This window comes from Trabulsiella odontotermitis (assembly GCF_001188485.1).
GTDB lineage: Bacteria > Pseudomonadota > Gammaproteobacteria > Enterobacterales > Enterobacteriaceae > Trabulsiella > Trabulsiella odontotermitis_A.
Genome location: NZ_JNGH01000082.1, coordinates 1 through 20,289 on the forward strand (window position 1 = coordinate 1; position 20,289 = coordinate 20,289).

Here is a 20,289-nt window from a genome sequence, read left to right on the forward strand (position 1 = left end):
GCCGGAATGGCAGGCTGACGCCGTACCAGCACCGGAAGACGAAATCAAACCGCAGCGTCCGCCGCTCTATTACTTCGAAGAAGTTGAAGAGAAGCGTGCGCGCGAACGTGAACAACTGGCGGCGTGGTATCAGCCGACGCCAGAACCTGCGCAGCCTGTATCAACCCCTGCGCCTTCTGTGCCGCCGGTGGCTGACCCACTGTCAGCCATCACGCCTGCCGCCGCCAGCGTAAANGAGGGGATTGGCCCGCAGTTGCCGCGTCCGAACCGTGTACGGCTTCCTACGCGCCGTGAGCGTGCTTCTTACGGCATCAAGCTGCCGTCCCAGCGGATGGCGGAAGAAAAAGCACGTGAAGCAGGACGTTATCAGCACTATTCCGACAGCGATATGACCGATGACGAGGCGGATGCGCAGCATCAGGACGAACTGGCGCGCCAGTTTGCCGCTTCGCAGCAGCAGCGCTACAACGGTGAAGAGCAACATCACTATGCGCAGCCGCAAGATGAGTATGACGAAGATGCTGAAGCGGAAGCCGAGCTGGCACGTCAGTTTGCGGCCACGCAGCAGGCGCGTTACGGCGGATCGCCGCTGGATGATGTCGATTTCTCGCCAATGAAAGCGCTGGTGGATGAGTCGCCGAGCGAGCCGCTGTTTATGCCAAGCCCGATGCAGGAACCGCCTGCCGTGGCGCCGCAGCACGCTCAGCCGCAACCGTCGTATCAGCAGCCGCAACAGCAACCACCTGTACAANACGCCGCCGCCGACGGAAATCGAGCCGGTGGATACCTTTGCGCTGGAGCAGATGGCGCGTCTGGTGGAAGCGCGTCTGGCCGATTTCCGTATCAAAGCGGACGTGGTGAACTATTCGCCGGGTCCGGTGATCACCCGTTTCGAACTGAACCTGGCACCTGGCGTGAAGGCCGCGCGTATCTCTAACCTGTCACGCGATCTGGCGCGTTCGCTCTCGACCGTCGCCGTGCGTGTGGTAGAAGTCATTCCAGGCAAGCCGTACGTCGGCCTCGAACTGCCGAACAAGAAACGCCATACCGTGTACCTGCGTGAAGTGCTGGACTGCGCGAAGTTCCGTGAGAATCCGTCACCGTTGACCGTGGTGTTGGGGAAAGATATCGCGGGCGATCCGGTTATTGCCGATCTGGCGAAAATGCCGCACCTGCTGGTAGCGGGGACTACCGGCTCCGGTAAGTCGGTGGGCGTGAACGCCATGATCCTCAGCATGCTCTACAAAGCGCAGCCGGAAGATGTGCGTTTCATCATGATCGACCCGAAAATGCTGGAACTGTCGGTGTATGAAGGCATTCCGCATCTGCTGACGGAAGTCGTGACGGACATGAAAGATGCGGCCAACGCCCTGCGCTGGAGCGTTAACGAGATGGAGCGCCGCTATAAGCTGATGTCGGCGCTGGGCGTGCGTAATCTGGCGGGCTACAACGAGAAAATCGCCGAAGCCGCGCGGATGGGCCGTCCGATTCCGGATCCGTACTGGAAACCGGGCGACAGTATGGACGCCACCCATCCGGTACTGGAAAAACTGCCGTACATTGTGGTGCTGGTTGACGAATTCGCCGATCTGATGATGACGGTCGGCAAGAAAGTGGAAGAGCTGATTGCGCGTCTGGCGCAGAAAGCGCGTGCCGCCGGTATCCACCTGGTGCTGGCAACGCAGCGTCCGTCGGTGGACGTTATTACCGGTCTGATTAAGGCCAACATCCCGACGCGTATCGCCTTTACCGTGTCGAGCAAAATCGACTCCCGCACTATCCTCGACCAGGGCGGCGCGGAATCGCTGCTCGGCATGGGGGATATGCTCTATTCCGGCCCGAACTCAACGACGCCGGTACGCGTCCACGGTGCTTTCGTGCGTGATCAGGAAGTCCATGCCGTGGTGCAGGACTGGAAAGCGCGTGGTCGTCCGCAGTACGTCGAGGGCATCACCACCGATACCGAAAGCGAAGGTGGCGGCGGTGGCTTTGACGGCGGCGAAGAGCTGGATCCGCTGTTCGATCAGGCGGTGAATTTCGTCACCGAAAAACGTAAAGCATCGATTTCCGGCGTACAGCGTCAGTTCCGTATCGGCTATAACCGTGCCGCCCGCATCATCGAGCAGATGGAAGCGCAGGGCATCGTCAGCGAGCAGGGCCATAACGGCAACCGCGAAGTGCTGGCGCCGCCGCCTTTCGAATGATTGCAAAGATGGGTAAATAAGTCATAAATCAGTATTTTCTTCTGTCACCCTGTGGGGGATATGCCTACAGTGGTGGCAGAAGCATGACGTACACTAAGGATGAACTGAACAATGAAAAAACTCGCAATCACCTGTGCCTTACTTTCTGGTCTGGTCGCCAGCAGCGTGTGGGCGGATGCCGCCAGCGATCTAAAGAGCCGTCTGGATAAAGTCAGCAGTTTCCATGCCAGCTTCACGCAGAAAGTGACCGATGGTAGCGGCAATGCCGTGCAGGAAGGTCAGGGTGACTTATGGGTAAAACGACCGAATCTGTTCAACTGGCACATGACGCAGCCGGACGAAAGCATTCTGGTTTCTGACGGGAAAACGCTGTGGTTCTACAACCCGTTTGTCGAGCAGGCGACCGCGACCTGGCTGAAGGATGCGACCAGCAATACGCCGTTTATGCTGATTGCCCGCAACCAGTCCAGCGACTGGCAGCAGTACAACATCAAACAGAATGGCGATGACTTCCTGCTGACGCCGAAAGGCAGCAGCGGCAACCTGAAGCAGTTTACGATCAACGTCGGCCGTGATGGCACTATCCATCAGTTTAGCGCCGTTGAGCAGGACGACCAGCGCAGCAGCTATCAGCTGAAATCTCAGCAGAACAGCGTGGCGGATGCGTCTAAATTTACGTTCACCCCACCGCAGGGCGTGACGGTAGACGATCAGCGTAAGTAAAAAAGAGGCGAGTGTGAGCAACCTGTCGCTCGATTTTTCCGAGAATGCGTTTCAACCTCTGGCCGCCCGTATGCGGCCAGAAAATTTAGCGCAGTATATTGGGCAGCAGCACCTGCTGGCGCCGGGCAAACCGTTGCCACGCGCCATTGAAGCCGGTCATCTGCATTCAATGATCCTCTGGGGACCGCCAGGAACCGGGAAAACGACGCTGGCAGAAGTGATTGCCCGCTACGCCAGCGCTGACGTCGAGCGCATTTCCGCCGTCACTTCCGGCGTGAAAGAGATCCGAGAAGCCATTGAACGCGCCCGGCAAAACCGTAACGCCGGTCGCCGCACCATTCTGTTCGTCGACGAAGTTCACCGTTTCAACAAGAGCCAGCAGGACGCCTTTCTGCCGCACATTGAAGACGGCACCATTACGTTCATTGGCGCGACGACAGAAAACCCCTCCTTTGAACTGAATTCGGCACTGCTTTCTCGTGCTCGCGTCTATTTGCTGAAATCGCTGACCGTTGAAGATATCGAGCAGGTGCTCGATCAGGCGATGTCAGACAGCGCGCGCGGCTACGGTGGTCAGGATATCGTCCTGCCTGATGAGACGCGCCGGGCGATTGCTGAACTGGTGAACGGCGACGCGCGTCGGGCGCTCAATACGCTGGAAATGATGGCCGATATGGCCGAAGCGGATGACGCCGGGAAGCGCGTGCTTAAGCAGACGCTGTTGACGGAAATCGCCGGTGAGCGCAGTGCGCGTTTTGATAACAAAGGCGACCGTTTTTACGATTTGATTTCGGCGCTGCATAAATCGGTACGCGGCAGCGCGCCGGATGCGGCGCTCTACTGGTATGCGCGCATTATCTCAGCCGGGGGCGATCCGCTGTACGTGGCGCGCCGGTGCCTGGCGATTGCTTCTGAAGATGTCGGTAATGCCGATCCTCGCGCGATGCAGGTGGCGCTCGCCGCCTGGGACTGCTTCACCCGCGTCGGCCCCGCAGAAGGGGAGCGCGCTATTGCGCAGGCGATTGTCTATCTGGCCTGTGCGCCGAAAAGCAACGCTGTTTATACCGCCTTTAAAGCAGCGATGGCCGATGCCCGCGAGCGCCCGGATTACGATGTGCCGGTGCATCTGCGCAACGCGCCAACCAAACTGATGAAAGAGATGGGCTACGGGCAGGAGTACCGTTACGCCCATGACGAGCCCAATGCCTATGCCGCCGGGGAGGAGTATTTCCCCCAGGAGATGGCACAAACGCGCTATTACCAGCCGACAAACAGAGGTCTTGAAGGGAAGATTGGCGAAAAGCTCGCCTGGCTTGCCGGACAGGATCAAAATAGCCCTATAAAACGCTACCGCTAAGCCTGGCGTTGCGGTAATGTTGTCACTTATATCTGTGGCCGCAGGCTGCGGCCTTTTTCTCCTTTTTCAATTCGATAAGCACAGGATAAGCATGCTCGATCCCAATCTGCTGCGTAATGAGCCAGACGCAGTCGCTGAAAAACTGGCACGCCGGGGCTTTAAGCTGGATGTAGATAAGCTGCGCGCTCTTGAAGAGCGTCGTAAAGTTCTGCAGGTACAAACTGAAAATCTGCAGGCAGAGCGTAACTCGCGATCGAAATCCATCGGCCAGGCAAAAGCGCGCGGGGAAGACATTGAGCCATTACGCCTGGAAGTGAACAAACTGGGTGAAGAGCTTGATAAGGCGAAAGCTGAGCTGGATGTTCTCCAGGCAGAAATTCGCGATATCGCGCTGGCCATTCCGAACATTCCTGACGACAGCGTGCCGGTCGGTAAAGACGAAAATGATAACGTTGAAGTCAGCCGCTGGGGCACGCCGCGCCAGTTTGATTTCGAGGTTCGCGATCACGTCACCCTGGGCGAAATGCACAGCGGTCTTGATTTTGCTGCGGCTGTGAAGCTGACCGGCTCCCGTTTTGTGGTGATGAAAGGGCAGATCGCCCGCATGCATCGCGCGCTGTCTCAGTTCATGCTGGATCTGCACACCGAGCAGCACGGCTACAGTGAAAACTACGTCCCGTACCTGGTTAACCACGATACGCTGTACGGTACCGGTCAGTTGCCGAAATTCGCCGGTGACCTGTTCCATACGCGTCCGCTGGAAGAAGAGGCGGACAGCAGTAACTACGCGCTCATCCCGACTGCGGAAGTGCCGCTGACCAACCTGGTACGCGACGAAATCATCGACGAAGACGATCTGCCGATCAAAATGACCGCCCATACGCCGTGCTTCCGTTCTGAAGCGGGTTCGTATGGTCGTGACACGCGCGGTCTGATCCGTATGCATCAGTTCGACAAAGTGGAAATGGTGCAGATCGTTCGTCCTGAAGACTCTATGGACGCGCTCGAAGAGATGACCGGTCACGCAGAAAAAGTGCTGCAGCTGCTCGGTCTGCCGTATCGCAAAATCATCCTGTGCACCGGTGACATGGGTTTTGGCGCTGCTAAAACTTACGATCTCGAAGTCTGGGTGCCGGCGCAGAACACCTATCGCGAAATCTCTTCCTGCTCTAACGTCTGGGATTTCCAGGCGCGTCGTATGCAGGCTCGCTGCCGCAGCAAGTCCGACAAGAAAACCCGCCTGGTGCATACGTTGAACGGCTCTGGTCTGGCGGTTGGGCGTACGCTGGTGGCAGTAATGGAAAACTATCAGCAGGCAGACGGCCGCATCGAAGTGCCGGAAGTGCTGCGTCCTTACATGAACGGCCTGCAGTACATCGGCTAAACCGGTTTTGTTCCTTTGAAAAACGCCAGCGTCCTGTGATGCTGGCGTTTTTGTCTGTTTTTCTATCCATGAAATTTTTCAACCGATCTTTCCCGTCAGTTTTCCTGATTAATTAATAAAAACAAAGGAATAAGCGGGAGAATAATTCCTGCCGTGAGTAATTGAATAAGAAACATCAATCGATGCTCTGAAAACCGCGTCATTGCTGAATTCTGGTGGATTGACAATGTTTACAGCAATGGCATGATGCGCACGAAATATGAACTCGCTCACGGTTTTTTGTACCCATGTCCACCTATTCCCGGCCAGTGCTTTTGTTACTCTGTGGCCTGCTTTTATTGACGCTGGCGATCGCAGTATTAAACACGCTCGTTCCGCTCTGGCTCGCTCATGAAAATCTTCCTACCTGGCAGGTGGGGATGGTGGGCTCATCCTATTTTACCGGTAATCTGGTCGGCACGTTGCTCACCGGGCGCCTGATTCAACGCATGGGTTTCAACCGTAGCTATTATCTCGCCTCGCTGATTTTCGCAGTCGGCTGTATCGGCCTGGGTTTCATGGTCGGTTTCTGGAGCTGGATGACCTGGCGTTTTATCGCTGGCGTCGGCTGCGCCATGATCTGGGTTGTCGTAGAAAGCGCGCTAATGTGCAGCGGCACCTCGCGTAATCGTGGCCGCCTGCTGGCGGCGTATATGATGGTCTATTACGTCGGTACGGCGCTGGGCCAGTTGATGGTCAGCAAACTGCCGACGGACCTGATGAGCGTTCTGCCGTGGGCCGCGGCGTTGACGCTGGCGGGCATTCTTCCGCTGCTGTTTACCCGCATCATCAGCCAGCAGCAGGAATCGCACGAGGCTAATCACGTCTGGTCGATGTTCAAACTGCGTGGCGCGCGTCTGGGCGTTAACGGCTGTGTGATTTCCGGTATTGTGCTGGGGTCGCTGTACGGCCTGATGCCGCTGTGGCTGAACCATAAAGGCGTCAGCGATTCGAGCATTGGTTTCTGGATGGCGGTGATGGTCAGCGCGGGGATCGTCGGCCAGTGGCCGGTTGGTCGTCTTGCCGATCGCTACGGGCGTTTGCTGGTGCTGCGGGTGCAGGTTTTTGTGGCCATTCTTGGCTGTGCGGCGATGCTCAGTCAGGCAGCCATGGCACCCGCGCTGTTTGTGCTGGGGGCGGCGGGTTTTACGCTTTATCCGGTGGCGATGGCCTGGGCCTGTGAAAAAGTTCAGCATCACCAGTTGGTCGCCATGAATCAGGCGCTGCTGCTGAGCTATACCATCGGCAGCCTGCTGGGGCCGACCTTTACGGCGATGCTGATGCAGAATTACTCCGATAACCTGCTGTTCATCATGATTGCCGGGGTATCGTTCATCTATCTTCTGATGCTGCTGCGCAAAGTGGAACATCATCCGACGCCAGTGGCGCATGCCTGATACAAAAAAGCCCCGGTGGCGTTACGCGCTCCCGGGGCTTTTTGCTGTTCTGACAGTGTCAGTACATCACTTTGTGACCATACTGCTCAAGAATGCCCTTAACGCGTTCCATGGTCTCTTTTTTCGGCGGCTTCACGCCGTCCAGCTTGTACTCTTCGCCCATCGCCACCCACTTATGTTTGCCCAGCTCGTGGTAAGGCAGCAGTTCGATTTTTTCCACGTTCCCCATGTCACGGGTAAACTCACCGAGTCGGTGGGCGGAATCATCATCGTCTGACCAGCCCGGCACCACGACATAGCGGATCCAGGTGTTAATGCCTTTGGCGGAAATGTATTTCGCGAAATCCAGCGTGCGGTGGTTAGACACGCCCACCAGATTCTGGTGAATCTCGTCGTTCATCTGTTTAAGATCCAGCATCACCAGATCGGTTACTTCCAGCAGTTCATCAATCACCGGATCGTAGCGACGGACGAAACCGTTGGTGTCGAGGCAGGTGTGTATGCCTTCTTTTTTGCAGGCGCGGAACCAGTCACGAACGAATTCGGCCTGCAGAATGGCTTCACCGCCGGAGGCCGTCACGCCGCCACCGGAGGCATTCATAAAATGGCGATAGGTCACCACCTCTTTCATCAGCTCATCAACGGTGATTTCTTTGCCGCCGTGGGTATCCCAGGTATCGCGGTTATGGCAATACAGGCAGCGCATCAGGCAGCCCTGGAAGAAGGTAATAAAGCGGATGCCGGGGCCATCGACAGTGCCACAGGATTCAAAGGAGTGAATGCGACCAGTTACTGACATTGCGGTGTTTTCTCCAGATGTGGCCCATCCAGGGCCTGGGTATGTGCACAGCTCAGTCGGCTGTGTCGAGTCTGTTTTGGCGGTTATCCATTGAGTATAGATAGCGGACAAAAGAGACTGCGGCGGGGAAGGTGTTAAAAAGGCCCCACTGACGTGGAGCCTTTGATTGTACGCTTTTTAAATCGCGATTTCAGTCAAAACCAGTTACATGGTCTGAGTGAAAGTACGGGTGATAACGTCCTGCTGCTGTTCTTTCGTCAGGGAGTTAAAACGTACTGCGTAGCCAGATACACGGATGGTCAGCTGCGGATATTTTTCCGGGTGTTCCATCGCGTCGAGCAGCATTTCGCGGTTCATCACGTTCACGTTCAGGTGCTGACCACCTTCGATGGACGCTTCGTGATGGAAGTAACCATCCATCAGACCGGCCAGGTTGGTTTTACGAACGTCGTCGTCTTTACCCAGTGCGTTCGGCACGATAGAGAAGGTGTAAGAGATACCATCTTTAGCGTAAGCAAACGGCAGTTTTGCCACGGAAGTCAGAGAGGCAACAGCACCTTTCTGGTCACGGCCGTGCATCGGGTTAGCACCTGGTCCGAACGGAGCGCCTGCGCGACGGCCATCCGGGGTGTTACCGGTTTTCTTACCATACACAACGTTAGAGGTGATGGTCAGAACAGACTGCGTCGGGATAGCGTTGCGGTAGGTATGCAGTTTCTGAATTTTCTTCATGAAACGTTCTACCAGGTCAACCGCCAGATCATCTACGCGAGCGTCGTTGTTACCAAACTGCGGGTATTCGCCTTCGATAGCGAAGTCGATAGCCAGACCGTCTTCATCACGAATCGGTTTAACTTTCGCATATTTGATAGCCGACAGGGAGTCAGCAGCAACGGACAGACCAGCGATACCACACGCCATGGTGCGGATAACGTCACGGTCATGCAGCGCCATCAGAGAGGCTTCGTAGCTGTACTTGTCGTGCATGTAGTGAATGATGTTCAGCGCGGTGACGTACTGTTTAGCCAGCCAGTCCATGAAGTGATCCATGCGTTCCATCACTTCGTCAAAGTTCAGGACATCGCCTTTGATCGGTTCAGATTTCGGACCCACCTGCATTTTCAGTTTTTCATCAACACCGCCGTTGATAGCGTACAGCATGGTTTTCGCGAGGTTTGCACGCGCACCGAAGAACTGCATTTGCTTACCAACGATCATCGGGCTTACGCAGCATGCGATAGCGTAGTCGTCGTTGTTGAAGTCCGGACGCATCAGGTCATCGTTCTCATACTGCAGAGAAGAGGTGTCGATGGACACTTTTGCGGCGAATTTTTTAAAGTTCAGCGGCAGTTTTTCAGACCACAGTACGGTGATGTTCGGCTCCGGAGACGGCCCCATGGTGTACAGGGTGTTCAGGAAACGGAAGCTGTTTTTGGTGACCAGCGTACGGCCGTCAACGCCCATACCGCCGATAGATTCAGTTGCCCAAATCGGGTCGCCAGAGAACAGTTCATCATATTCAGGTGTACGCAGAAAGCGAACCATACGCAGTTTCATGACCAGGTGGTCAATCATTTCCTGAGCGTCTTTCTCAGTGATTTTGCCTGCTTTCAGGTCACGTTCAATGAACACATCCAGGAAGGTAGACACGCGACCAAAGGACATTGCCGCACCGTTCTGAGACTTAACTGCAGCCAGGTAACCGAAGTAGGTCCACTGGATAGCTTCCTGAGCGTTGGTTGCCGGTAAAGAGATATCGCAGCCGTATTTTGCTGCCATTTCTTTGATCTGACCCAGCGCACGATGCTGTTCAGCAATTTCTTCACGCAGACGGATTGTCGCTTCCAGCGTTTCACCGTTTTCCAGATCGCTCTGCAGAGAAACAAACTGTGCGTATTTGTCTTTCATCAGGAAGTCGATACCGTACAGCGCGATACGACGATAGTCACCGATGATACGGCCACGGCCGTAAGCGTCAGGCAGACCGGTCAGAACACCGGATTTACGGCAGTTCAGGATGTCTTTGGTATAAACATCGAATACACCCTGGTTATGGGTTTTGCGGTATTCGGTGAAGATTTTTTTCAGCATCGGGTCCAGTTCGCGGTTATACGCTTTGCAGGAACCTTCAACCATTTTGATACCACCGAACGGGATGATGGCGCGTTTCAGTGGGGCTTCAGTTTGCAGACCAACAATTTTCTCCAGCGCTTTATTGATGTAGCCCGCGTCGTGAGAAGTGATGGTGGAAGCAACAGAGGTGTCAAAATCAACTGGCGCGTGAGTGCGGTTTTCCAGTTTAACGCCTTCCATCACGCTGTCCCACAGCTTGGTGGTGGCATCGGTGGCACCGGCCAGGAAGGTTTCATCACCTTCGTACGGGGTGTAGTTTTTCTGGATAAAGTCACGGACGTTGACGGCATTCTGCCATTCACCTTTCGCGAAACCTTCCCACGCAGTGGCTAATTTTTCATTAAGCTCGGACATGTAACACCTACCTTCTTAAGTGGATTTTTTATTTACTGCCTGAGAAAACCATCAGCAATGATGATCGTCGCCACGCAGGTAAATGACCCAGTATGTCAACCCGACTAACAAACCCCCGCCAATAATGTTACCGATAGTCACCGGAATCAGGTTATCAGTGATGAAGTTTATAACAGTCAGGTGAGAAAAACTGTCAGGAGTTGTACCAACTGCGGTCCAGAACTCCGGAGTTGCAAAATGTTTGATCACGATACCCATCGGGATCATAAACATGTTTGCAATGCTGTGCTCGAAGCCGCTGGCGACAAACATCGCAACGGGCAATACCATAATCATGGCTTTATCCATCAGACTGCGACCGGAGTAGCTCATCCAGACCGCAAGGCAAACCATCAGGTTGGCCAGGATACCCAGGCTAACGGCTTCAACAAAAGTATGATGCATTTTATGGTCGGCGGTTTGAAGAACGTTAAGCCCCCAGCCACCATTCGCGGCCATATATTCGCCAGACAACCACATCAATAAGACAAACAACAGGCAGCCAATCAGGTTGCCGACATACACGTTGAACCAGTTGCGTGCCAGCTGGCACCAGGTAATTTTTCCGCTGGCTTTTGCGACCACGATAAGCACCGTTGAGGTGAAGAGGTCAGCGCCGCAAATGACGCAAAGGATCAGGCCGAGTGAGAAGCAAATCCCCCCGATCAGTTTAGCAATGCCAAAGGGCATCGAGGCTGTGCCGGTCGTCGCGGTGATATAAAAGACAAAAGCAATAGAGATGAACACGCCCGCGGTAATTGCCAGATAAAGGGTTTTCAGCGGTTGTTTAGTTGCTTTATAGACACCTGCTTCTTCAGCGACTTTCGCCATGGCTGCAGGAAGTAATAGATCAAAAGGGTTGTCAGCTTTCACACTAACTCTCTCTTTATTAAGTCGGCGACGAGATACTAACAAAGCATTATAGAAGAGAATTTGATGTAGATCATATCTCGCCTGGCTTATAGGCCCGTAAAACGCATGGATTTCCAGCAAATACGGCGTAACTGTTTGATTATCCAATTAAAAATAAATTTTAAAAATTACTAATACAGTTGAATTTTTTCTCCACCCCCTTGCTGAATCGGTTAATTAAAATGGAGTAAATTACATTTTAATTAACATTACCGGTGATTTAATAAAAATATATTTCACCCATATTTAACTTTACTATCACATTTAAAATAATAAGCGTGAAAATAAAAAACGGGGCCTTCTGACTGGCCCCGTAATATATAGCAGAGAAATCGTTAAGCCTACCAATTATGCAGCTTTTAAATGCTATTTAGCCCACCAGGTCGCTTTGGCGCGCTGAAGTTTCTCATAGGCATGCAATAAAGTCTGATGTGCCGGGAAGGCGTGCAGATCGCCATCCACAGGCTGCAAACCGTAGAATGGCGCTTCGCCACTCAACGCGGCGCTGGCCGCTTCCACCGCGTCCGCACCGTACATCCGCACGAAGGCGTTCAGGTANNCGCTCCTCTTCCTGCGCCAGCAGCAACAGGGTCTGCAGGCAGCGGTAGTAATTCGCCCGTTCCGCGCTAAAGATGGAGGCGTTAAATTCCATCGTCCATTCGGTCCAGATCAATGCCTGCTCCAGGTCACCGCCCGCCAGCGCCAGCATCGCTTTCAGCTCGCCAATGCGCAGGGTATACCAGCCATTGTCTTTACCGGTCGCCAGGCCCAGCAATTCGCGAACGCGGGTAAAGTCGTCGTGACCTTCTTCATCAAGCTGCTCAATCAGCGCCAGGTATTCTTCTTTTTCCCACTCGCTGCCCGGCAGGGACAGCAGCGTTTCGCGCAGATGGCTGCCCATGTTGTTGTTCGCCAGCCACAAATCTTCCGCCGGATAGATATCGGACATGCCCGGCACCAGAATACGGCAGGGGGGNNGTACACGCCCAGATGTTCGTAATCGGCGATGTAGACTTCTTTATCTTCTGCCTGGAAAATAGCCATCAGCGTGGCGAACTCTTCCTGCGTGGTGCCTGAGAAATCCCAGTCCACGAACGGATAGTCGGCGTCCTGCTTGAACATGTCCCAGGAGATCAGACCGCTGGAATCGATGAAATGGGTTTCAAGGTTGGCATGTTCCGCCACTTCTTCATCATCAAAGGTTGGCGGCGTGAAGACGTCGAGATCCTTCAGGCTGCGGCCCTGCAACAGTTCCGTGACGGTGCGCTCCAGCGCCACGCCGAAATCCGGGTGCGCGCCAAACGAGGCGAAACAGGTACCGTTTGCCGGGTTGAATAGCACCACGCAGATCACCGGGTATTTGCCGCCCAGCGAACCGTCGTAGGCAAAGATCGGGAAACCTTCCGCTTCCAGCTTGTTGATAGATTCCACCACGCCCGGGTAGCGCGCCATGACCTCTTGCGGAATTTCCGGCAGGCTGATGCTTTCCGCAATAATGCGATTTTTGATATGACGTTCGAACACTTCCGACAGCCCCTGAACCCGCGCTTCGTCAGCGGTATTGCCCGCAGACATCCCGTTCGACACGTACAGGTTGCCGACGATGTTCATCGGGATATAGATAGTCTGGTTGTCGGACTGGCGGGTGAACGGCAGACCGCAAATGCCACGCGCGTCGTTACCGGACTGCAGATCAACCAGCATGCTGGCGGTCAGTTGGTTATCGGGATCGTAAAAAGCGCGCAGACGCGTGTCGAGCAGGCCTGCCGGGACTTCGTCGTCATCGGTCAACGGGAACCATTTTTCGTTGGGATAGTGAACGAAAGGCCCGTTGGCGAGGGTTTCGCCCAGCCAGAAATCGGCAAAGAAATAGTTGGTTGAAAGACGCTCGAAGTATTCACCGAGCGCGGATGCGAGCGCGGCTTTTTTCGTTGCCCCTTTACCGTTGGTGAAGCACAGCGCGCATTCTTTGTCGCGAATATGCACAGACCAGACGTGCGGTACCGGATTCAGCCACGAGGCCTCTTCGATATCAAAGCCCAGATCGAGCAGTTTTTGCTGAAAGCGAGCGATGGAATCTTCCAGCGCGGCATCTTTGCCGGGAATAAATGTTTGAGTCATGGCGATCACTTAGTTCGTACGTAAAGCGCGCAATGATACGGGTTTTGCCTGACTGGCGCTATCGTCGCAGCGCTGCCGACGAAAATAAACAACCAGGCTACGCTTAACAGCAATGACAAACGGGACGGGAGAAAAAATGAAAGCATTTGACTGGCAAAGAATGGCGCTGGACAAAGTGCCGGTCGACTTTCTCGGGGAAGTGGCCTTGCGCAGTATCTACACCTTCGTACTGGTATTCATTTTCCTCAAAATTACCGGTCGGCGCGGCGTTCGCCAGATGTCGCTGTTTGAGGTGCTGATCATCCTGACGCTGGGTTCGGCGGCGGGGGATGTGGCGTTTTATGACGATGTGCCGATGCTGCCGGTGCTGGTGGTGTTTATCTCGCTGGCGCTGCTGTACCGGCTGGTGATGTGGATGATGTCCCGCAGTGAAAAACTGGAGGATATTCTCGAAGGGAAACCGGTGGTTGTTATTGAAAACGGCGAACTGGCGTGGGAAAAACTGAACGCCGAAAATTTAACCGAGTTTGAGTTTTTCATGGAGTTGCGGTTGCGCGGTGTGGAGCAACTGGGGCAGGTTCGCCTGGCAATAATGGAAACCAATGGTCAGGTCAGCGTCTATTTCTACCCTGACGATCAGGTGAAAAAAGGGCTGACGATTCTGCCGAAGTATTGCAACGAGCGGTTTAAGGTCATACCCGAACATGACGACTACGCCTGTGTGCGCTGCAGTGCCGTCCGGCAGATGGAGACCGGCGATAAGCTGGTTTGTCCGCGCTGTGGTCATCCTGAATGGTCTAAAGCCAGCCGGGCAACCCGGATAACCTGATAGCCATTTTGTCGGTTTTTCACCGCCGTGCTGGTCGATCCTGTTGTGTGAAGTGCGCCACATTTCCCCGGGCGTCGCTATTAGCCATTGCGGCGCGTGTCACTGAATGATAAAACCGATATCCACAGGATTTTTTTATGGCAAATTAGCGTGGTGAGGGGAAATGACTCAGGTCTACAATTTTAGTTCTGGTCCGGCAATGTTACCGGCCGAGGTGCTTAAACTGGCGCAGCAGGAACTGTGTGACTGGCATGGTTTAGGTACGTCGGTGATGGAAATCAGCCATCGCGGAAAAGAATTTATTCAGGTTGCGGAAGAGGCAGAAAAGGATTTTCGCGATCTGCTGAACATCCCCTCGAATTATAAAGTTTTGTTCTGCCACGGTGGTGGTCGCGGCCAGTTCGCCGGTATTCCGCTGAACCTGCTGGGTGATAAAACCACCGCTGACTACGTTGATGCGGGCTACTGGGCGGCAAGCGCGGTCAAAGAAGCAAAAAAATACTGCACGCCGAACGTTATTGATGCCAAAGTGACCATTGATGGCCTGCGCGCCGTCAAGCCCATGCGTGAATGGCAGCTCAGCGATAACGCTGCGTATCTGCACTACTGCCCGAACGAAACCATTGACGGTATCGCTATTCATGAAACGCCGGATTTCGGCGACGCCATCGTCACGGCGGATTTCTCTTCTTCTATTCTTTCTCACCCGCTCGATGTCAGTCGCTACGGCGCTATTTACGCTGGCGCGCAGAAAAACATCGGCCCGGCGGGGCTGACGCTGGTGATCGTGCGTGACGATCTGCTGGGCAAAGCGCAGACCGCGTGCCCGTCAATCATTGACTACACCGTGCTCAGTGAAAATGACTCTATGTTCAATACGCCGCCGACCTTTGCCTGGTATCTGGCGGGCCTGGTATTCAAATGGCTGAAAAAGCAGGGCGGCGTGGCGGCAATGGACAAGATCAACCAGCAAAAAGCGGAGTTGCTGTACAGCAGCATCGACCACAGCGATTTCTATCGCAACGACGTTGCCCCCGCTAACCGTTCTCGCATGAATATTCCGTTCCAGCTCGCGGACAGCGCGCTCGACAAACTGTTCCTTGAAGAGTCGTTTGCCGCAGGTCTTCACGCGCTGAAAGGCCACCGCGTGGTTGGCGGTATGCGCGCCTCCATTTATAACGCGATGCCGCTGGAAGGCGTAAAAGCCCTGACCGACTTTATGCAGGATTTCGAACGTCGTCGCGGGTAATCGATCGCCTTTTCACCCCCGTAGCCCTGCTGCGGGGTTTTTATTGACCTGTTTTGAGAGCTGAGTTTCATGGAATTCCTGACGTTACAACCCATCGCGCGGGTGGATGGCACCATCAATCTGCCAGGTTCGAAGAGCGTTTCGAATCGCGCCTTGCTGCTGGCTGCATTAGCCAATGGCACCACCGTGCTGACCAACTTGCTGGACAGTGACGATGTGCGCCACATGCTGAATGCCCTGAGTGCGCTGGGAGTTCATTACACGCTTTCTGCCGACCGTACCCGCTGTGAGGTCACCGGCAACGGCGGGGCCNAGCCAGTTCCTGACAGCGTTGCTGATGACGGCACCGCTGGCACCGCAGGACACCACCATCACCATTAAAGGCGAACTGGTATCAAAACCTTACATTGATATCACGCTGCATCTGATGAAAACCTTTGGCGTGGAGGTTGAAAACCAACGCTATCAGCGCTTTGTCGTACGCGGCGCGCAGCAGTACCAGTCGCCAGGCGAATATCTGGTTGAGGGCGACGCCTCCTCGGCGTCCTACTTCCTCGCCGCCGCCGCTATTAAAGGCGGCACGGTGAAGGTAACCGGGATCGGCCGCAACAGCGTGCAGGGTGATATTCGTTTTGCCGATGTGCTGGAGAAGATGGGCGCGGCCATCACCTGGGGTGATGATTTCATTACCTGTACTCGCGGGGAACTTAACGCCATCGATATGGACATGAACCATATCCCGGATGCGGCAATGACCATCGCCACTACGGCGCTGTTTGCCAATGGCTCGACCACGCTGCGTAACATCTATAACTGGCGCGTGAAAGAGACGGATCGTCTGTATGCGATGGCAACAGAGCTACGGAAAGTCGGCGCTACGGTGGAAGAGGGCGAGGATTTTATTCGCGTAACGCCGCCGGTTGAACTGACTTTCGCTGAGATTGGCACTTATAACGATCATCGTATGGCGATGTGTTTCTCGCTGGTGGCGCTGTCTGACACACCGGTCACCATTCTCGATCCGAAATGCACCGCGAAGACTTTCCCTGACTATTTTGACCAGCTGGCGCGCATCAGTACGCCAGCCTGACTGCTCACACAGCGCCGGCCCCAGGGTCGGCGTTTTCATGTCTGCTTATGAACTTTTTTGCCTTCCTGCCGGGTGCTATCTTCACCGCTGGTTCAACCTGTTGATTTATATATTTTAATTATGGTTATCAGTGGATGATATATATATGAAGAATACAAAACTTGTACTGGCGCTGGTGGCTGGCGCCGTTCTGCTGGCGGGATGCAAAAACGGCGTCAACGGTGAGCTGATTGCCAGCTCAGGCATGTCGGCCTACAACGCAATGACACTCTCCGATGCCGACGTCAAAACGCTCAGCAACAATAGCTGCAAACAGATGGACAGCGAAAACCAGTTGGCAGGCGCTTCCAGTAAATATTCCAAACGGCTGAAGAAAATTGCTAAAGCGTTGGGTAATAACATCGACGGTACGCCGGTCAATTATAAGGTCTATCTGACCCGTGACGTTAACGCGTGGGCCATGGCTAACGGCTGCGTGCGCGTCTATTCTGGCCTGATGGACATGATGACCGACAACGAAATCGAAGGTGTGTTGGGTCACGAGCTCGGTCATGTGTCGCTGGGGCATTCCCGTAAAGCGATGCAAACGGCATATGCCACGCTTGCCGCTCGCGACGCAATCTCCGCCACCAGCGGCGTTGCCGCGCAACTTTCGCAATCGCAACTGGGCGATCTGGCCGAAGGCGTTATTAACTCAGCGTTCTCCCGCAGTCAGGAATCCGATGCCGATGACTTCTCCTACGAACTGCTGAAAAAGCGAGGCGTCAAGCGAGAGGGCCTTGTCAGCGCCTTCGAAAAACTCGCCACTATGGACGCCGGACGCGCCAAATCTTTGATGGATTCTCACCCCACCTCAGCCGATCGCGCTCAGCATATCCGCGATCGCATTGCCGACGATAAATAGGAAAATCTGTCATCTTTTGGGCTGGCGCGGCGTCAGCCCACTATACTTGCTTAATTCTCATACAATTCGCTGCCAGTAGTCTGCATTTTGCAAGCAGTAGTAACGGTCTGATGCTTTGGCGAGTATAATGCGCGGCGTTTATGTAACTATGCCTTGCTGAAGGAGAAAAAGATGACGGCAATTGCCCCGGTAATCACCATTGATGGGCCTAGCGGTGCGGGTAAGGGAACCCTGTGCAAGGCAATGGCGGAAGCGTTGCAGTGGCATCTGTTAGATTCAGGCGCGATATACCGCGTTCTGGCATTGGCGGCATTACATCATCACGTGGATGTGGCATCGGAAGAAGCGTTAGTCCCGCTGGCGGCGCATCTGGATGTCCGCTTTGTCTCCACTGACGGCAATCTGGAAGTGATCCTCGAAGGTGAAGACGTCAGCGGCGAGATCCGCACGCAGGAAGTGGCAAACGCCGCGTCGCAGGTGGCCGCGTTCCCGCGCGTACGTGAAGCGTTGCTGCGCCGTCAGCGCGCATTTCGCGAAGCCCCGGGTCTGATTGCGGACGGTCGTGATATGGGAACGGTTGTTTTTCCTGACGCGCCGGTGAAAATTTTCCTTGACGCCTCGTCGGAAGAGCGGGCGCACCGCCGTATGCTGCAGTTGCAGGAGAAGGGCTTTAGTGTTAACTTTGAGCGCCTTTTGGCAGAGATAAAGGAACGCGACGACCGTGACCGCAACCGTGCGGTGGCGCCTTTGGTTCCTGCGGCCGATGCTTTAGTGCTGGATTCCACACGATTAAGCATTGAGCAAGTGATTGAAAAAGCGTTACAATACGCGCGCCAAAAACTGGCCTCCGCTGAATAATCAGCGAGACGCCTCAGAATTCTTGCAGTACCCCCGCAGCAATGGAGTGTTAGCGGGTATGTGAAACAACCCCATCCGGCATGAAGCCAGGTGGACGTTAATATTAACCTGAAGATTAAACATGACTGAATCTTTTGCTCAACTCTTTGAAGAATCCTTAAAAGAAATCGAAACCCGCCCGGGTTCTATCGTTCGCGGCGTTGTTGTTGCTATCGATAAAGATGTCGTACTGGTTGACGCCGGTCTGAAATCTGAATCCGCCATCCCGGCAGAGCAGTTCAAAAACGCCCAGGGCGAGCTGGAAATCCAGGTCGGTGACGAAGTTGACGTTGCTCTGGATGCAGTAGAAGACGGCTTCGGTGAAACTCTGCTGTCCCGTGAGAAAGCGAAACGTCACGAAGCGTGGATCACGCTGGAAAAAGCTTACGAAGACGCTGAAACTGTTACCGGTGTTATCAACGGCAAAGTTAAGGGTGGCTTCACTGTTGAGCTGAACGGTATTCGCGCGTTCCTGCCGGGCTCCCTGGTAGATGTACGTCCGGTCCGTGATACCCTGCACCTGGAAGGCAAAGAGCTTGAATTCAAAGTGATCAAGCTGGATCAGAAACGCAACAACGTTGTGGTTTCTCGCCGTGCAGTTATCGAATCTGAAAACAGCGCAGAGCGCGATCAACTGCTGGAAAACCTGCAGGAAGGCATGGAAGTTAAAGGTATCGTTAAGAACCTCACTGACTACGGTGCATTCGTTGATCTGGGTGGCGTTGACGGCCTGCTGCACATCACTGACATGGCCTGGAAACGCGTTAAGCATCCGAGCGAAATCGTGAACGTGGGCGACGAAATCACTGTTAAAGTGCTGAAGTTCGACCGCGAGCGTACCCGTGTATCCCTCGGCCTGAAACAGCTGGGCGAAGATCCGTGGGTCGCTATCGCTAAGCGTTACCCGGAAGGTACCAAACTGACTGGTCGCGTGACCAACCTGACCGACTACGGCTGCTTCGTTGAAATCGAAGAAGGCGTTGAAGGCCTGGTACACGTTTCCGAAATGGACTGGACCAACAAAAACATCCACCCGTCTAAAGTTGTTAACGTTGGCGATGTAGTGGAAGTGATGGTTCTGGACATCGACGAAGAACGTCGTCGTATCTCCCTGGGTCTGAAGCAGTGCAAATCTAACCCGTGGCAGCAGTTCGCGGAAACCCACAACAAGGGCGACCGTGTTGAAGGTAAAATCAAGTCTATCACTGACTTCGGTATCTTCATCGGCCTGGACGGCGGCATCGACGGCCTGGTTCACCTGTCTGACATCTCCTGGAACGTTGCAGGCGAAGAAGCAGTTCGTGAATACAAAAAAGGCGACGAAATCGCTGCAGTTGTTCTGCAGGTTGACGCAGAGCGTGAGCGTATCTCCCTGGGCGTTAAGCAGCTGGCAGAAGATCCGTTCAACAACTGGGTTGCACTGAACAAGAAAGGCGCAATCGTAAACGGTAAAGTGACTGCAGTTGACGCGAAAGGCGCAACCGTAGAACTGGCCGACGGTGTTGAAGGTTACCTGCGTGCTTCTGAAGCTTCCCGTGACCGCGTTGAAGATGCCACTCTGGTTCTGAACGTGGGTGACGACGTTGAAGCTAAGTTCACCGGTGTTGACCGTAAGAACCGCGCAATCAGCCTGTCTGTCCGTGCGAAAGACGAAGCTGACGAGAAAGATGCTATCGCTTCTGTTAACAACAAACAGGAAGAAGGCAACTTCTCTAACGCAATGGCTGAAGCTTTCAAAGCAGCTAAAGGCGAGTAAGTTACTCTGAAACTTCGGGCGTAACCGCCTGAAGTCTAATGAGTACACTTGACAGATTGCAGGTTTCGTCCTGTAATCAACAACAAAGGGCGGCTACGGCCG

The 20,289-nt window shown here is 54.3% G+C and carries 13 protein-coding genes and 3 pseudogenes; 11 read left to right on the forward strand and 5 right to left on the reverse strand.

The window, feature by feature from the left end:
- Nucleotides 1-187: 187 nt before the first annotated feature.
- The 5 genes and pseudogenes from GM30_RS10180 to GM30_RS10200 all read left to right on the forward strand — a co-directional run bounded on the left by GM30_RS10180 (nt 188) and on the right by GM30_RS10200 (nt 7,104).
- A pseudogene (locus GM30_RS10180) lies at nt 188-2,204 on the forward strand (DNA translocase FtsK).
- 111 nt (nt 2,205-2,315) lie between these two features.
- On the forward strand, nt 2,316-2,927 hold the full coding sequence (lolA, locus tag GM30_RS10185; protein ID WP_049848533.1) for an outer membrane lipoprotein periplasmic chaperone LolA: 612 nt from the start codon (nt 2,316-2,318) through the stop codon (nt 2,925-2,927).
- A gap of 13 nt (nt 2,928-2,940) precedes the next feature.
- The gene (gene rarA, locus GM30_RS10190; RefSeq protein ID WP_049848534.1) at nt 2,941-4,284 is read left to right on the forward strand and encodes a replication-associated recombination protein RarA; all 1,344 of its coding nucleotides are present in this window, start codon (nt 2,941-2,943) and stop codon (nt 4,282-4,284) included.
- Nucleotides 4,285-4,375: 91 nt separating this feature from the next.
- Nucleotides 4,376-5,668: a serine--tRNA ligase gene (gene serS, locus GM30_RS10195; protein ID WP_049848535.1), complete on the forward strand. Its 1,293-nt coding sequence runs from the start codon at nt 4,376-4,378 to the stop codon at nt 5,666-5,668.
- A gap of 287 nt (nt 5,669-5,955) precedes the next feature.
- Complete coding sequence (locus GM30_RS10200; protein WP_049848536.1) at nt 5,956-7,104, forward strand: MFS transporter; 1,149 nt, start codon at nt 5,956-5,958, stop codon at nt 7,102-7,104.
- 58 nt (nt 7,105-7,162) lie between these two features.
- Here the strand turns inward: GM30_RS10200 and pflA are convergent, their stop codons facing one another.
- The 5 genes and pseudogenes from pflA to GM30_RS10220 all read right to left on the reverse strand — a co-directional run bounded on the left by pflA (nt 7,163) and on the right by GM30_RS10220 (nt 13,462).
- Nucleotides 7,163-7,903, reverse strand: a complete 741-nt coding sequence (gene pflA / locus GM30_RS10205; RefSeq protein ID WP_038154709.1) for a pyruvate formate lyase 1-activating protein — start codon at nt 7,901-7,903, stop codon at nt 7,163-7,165.
- A gap of 204 nt (nt 7,904-8,107) precedes the next feature.
- The gene (gene pflB / locus GM30_RS10210) at nt 8,108-10,390 is read right to left on the reverse strand and encodes a formate C-acetyltransferase (protein WP_049848537.1); all 2,283 of its coding nucleotides are present in this window, start codon (nt 10,388-10,390) and stop codon (nt 8,108-8,110) included.
- A gap of 51 nt (nt 10,391-10,441) precedes the next feature.
- Nucleotides 10,442-11,302, reverse strand: coding sequence for a formate transporter FocA (gene focA, locus GM30_RS10215; protein ID WP_049848538.1), 861 nt, complete (start codon nt 11,300-11,302; stop codon nt 10,442-10,444).
- Between the two features lie 405 nt (nt 11,303-11,707).
- A pseudogene (locus GM30_RS27900) lies at nt 11,708-12,242 on the reverse strand (hypothetical protein).
- Nucleotides 12,167-13,462 carry a YcaO-like family protein gene (locus GM30_RS10220; protein WP_420802257.1) on the reverse strand — a complete coding sequence of 432 codons (1,296 nt, stop codon included), beginning with the start codon at nt 13,460-13,462 and terminating at the stop codon, nt 12,167-12,169. The pseudogene GM30_RS27900 and the gene GM30_RS10220 overlap by 76 nt, the downstream one beginning before the upstream one ends.
- Nucleotides 13,463-13,598: 136 nt before the next feature.
- Here GM30_RS10220 and GM30_RS10225 point away from each other — a divergent pair, with 136 nt between their 5' ends.
- The 6 genes and pseudogenes from GM30_RS10225 to rpsA all read left to right on the forward strand — a co-directional run bounded on the left by GM30_RS10225 (nt 13,599) and on the right by rpsA (nt 20,187).
- Entirely contained in the window at nt 13,599-14,291 is a 693-nt protein-coding gene (locus tag GM30_RS10225; protein ID WP_049848539.1) for a DUF421 domain-containing protein, read from the forward strand.
- Between the two features lie 163 nt (nt 14,292-14,454).
- The gene (gene serC / locus GM30_RS10230) at nt 14,455-15,540 is read left to right on the forward strand and encodes a 3-phosphoserine/phosphohydroxythreonine transaminase (RefSeq protein ID WP_049848540.1); all 1,086 of its coding nucleotides are present in this window, start codon (nt 14,455-14,457) and stop codon (nt 15,538-15,540) included.
- Nucleotides 15,541-15,609: 69 nt separating this feature from the next.
- A pseudogene (gene aroA, locus GM30_RS10235) lies at nt 15,610-16,630 on the forward strand (3-phosphoshikimate 1-carboxyvinyltransferase).
- 145 nt (nt 16,631-16,775) lie between these two features.
- Nucleotides 16,776-17,534, forward strand: coding sequence for a metalloprotease LoiP (gene loiP / locus GM30_RS10240; protein ID WP_049848541.1), 759 nt, complete (start codon nt 16,776-16,778; stop codon nt 17,532-17,534).
- Nucleotides 17,535-17,705: 171 nt separating this feature from the next.
- Nucleotides 17,706-18,392, forward strand: a complete 687-nt coding sequence (cmk, locus tag GM30_RS10245; protein ID WP_049848542.1) for a (d)CMP kinase — start codon at nt 17,706-17,708, stop codon at nt 18,390-18,392.
- Nucleotides 18,393-18,513: 121 nt separating this feature from the next.
- Entirely contained in the window at nt 18,514-20,187 is a 1,674-nt protein-coding gene (gene rpsA, locus GM30_RS10250; RefSeq protein ID WP_038154692.1) for a 30S ribosomal protein S1, read from the forward strand.
- Nucleotides 20,188-20,289 lie beyond the last annotated feature (102 nt).

What these genes read in the sequence shown, in the direction of transcription:
- pflB (WP_049848537.1), bottom strand. Translation starts at nt 10,390, where the DNA reads ATGTCCGAGCTTAATGAAAAATTAGCCACTGCGTGGGAAGGTTTCGCG.
- lolA (WP_049848533.1), top strand. Translation starts at nt 2,316, where the DNA reads ATGAAAAAACTCGCAATCACCTGTGCCTTACTTTCTGGTCTGGTCGCC.
- GM30_RS10200 (WP_049848536.1), top strand. Translation starts at nt 5,956, where the DNA reads ATGTCCACCTATTCCCGGCCAGTGCTTTTGTTACTCTGTGGCCTGCTT.
- loiP (WP_049848541.1), top strand. Translation starts at nt 16,776, where the DNA reads ATGAAGAATACAAAACTTGTACTGGCGCTGGTGGCTGGCGCCGTTCTG.
- serC (WP_049848540.1), top strand. Translation starts at nt 14,455, where the DNA reads ATGACTCAGGTCTACAATTTTAGTTCTGGTCCGGCAATGTTACCGGCC.
- cmk (WP_049848542.1), top strand. Translation starts at nt 17,706, where the DNA reads ATGACGGCAATTGCCCCGGTAATCACCATTGATGGGCCTAGCGGTGCG.
- serS (WP_049848535.1), top strand. Translation starts at nt 4,376, where the DNA reads ATGCTCGATCCCAATCTGCTGCGTAATGAGCCAGACGCAGTCGCTGAA.
- pflA (WP_038154709.1), bottom strand. Translation starts at nt 7,903, where the DNA reads ATGTCAGTAACTGGTCGCATTCACTCCTTTGAATCCTGTGGCACTGTC.
- rpsA (WP_038154692.1), top strand. Translation starts at nt 18,514, where the DNA reads ATGACTGAATCTTTTGCTCAACTCTTTGAAGAATCCTTAAAAGAAATC.
- GM30_RS10225 (WP_049848539.1), top strand. Translation starts at nt 13,599, where the DNA reads ATGAAAGCATTTGACTGGCAAAGAATGGCGCTGGACAAAGTGCCGGTC.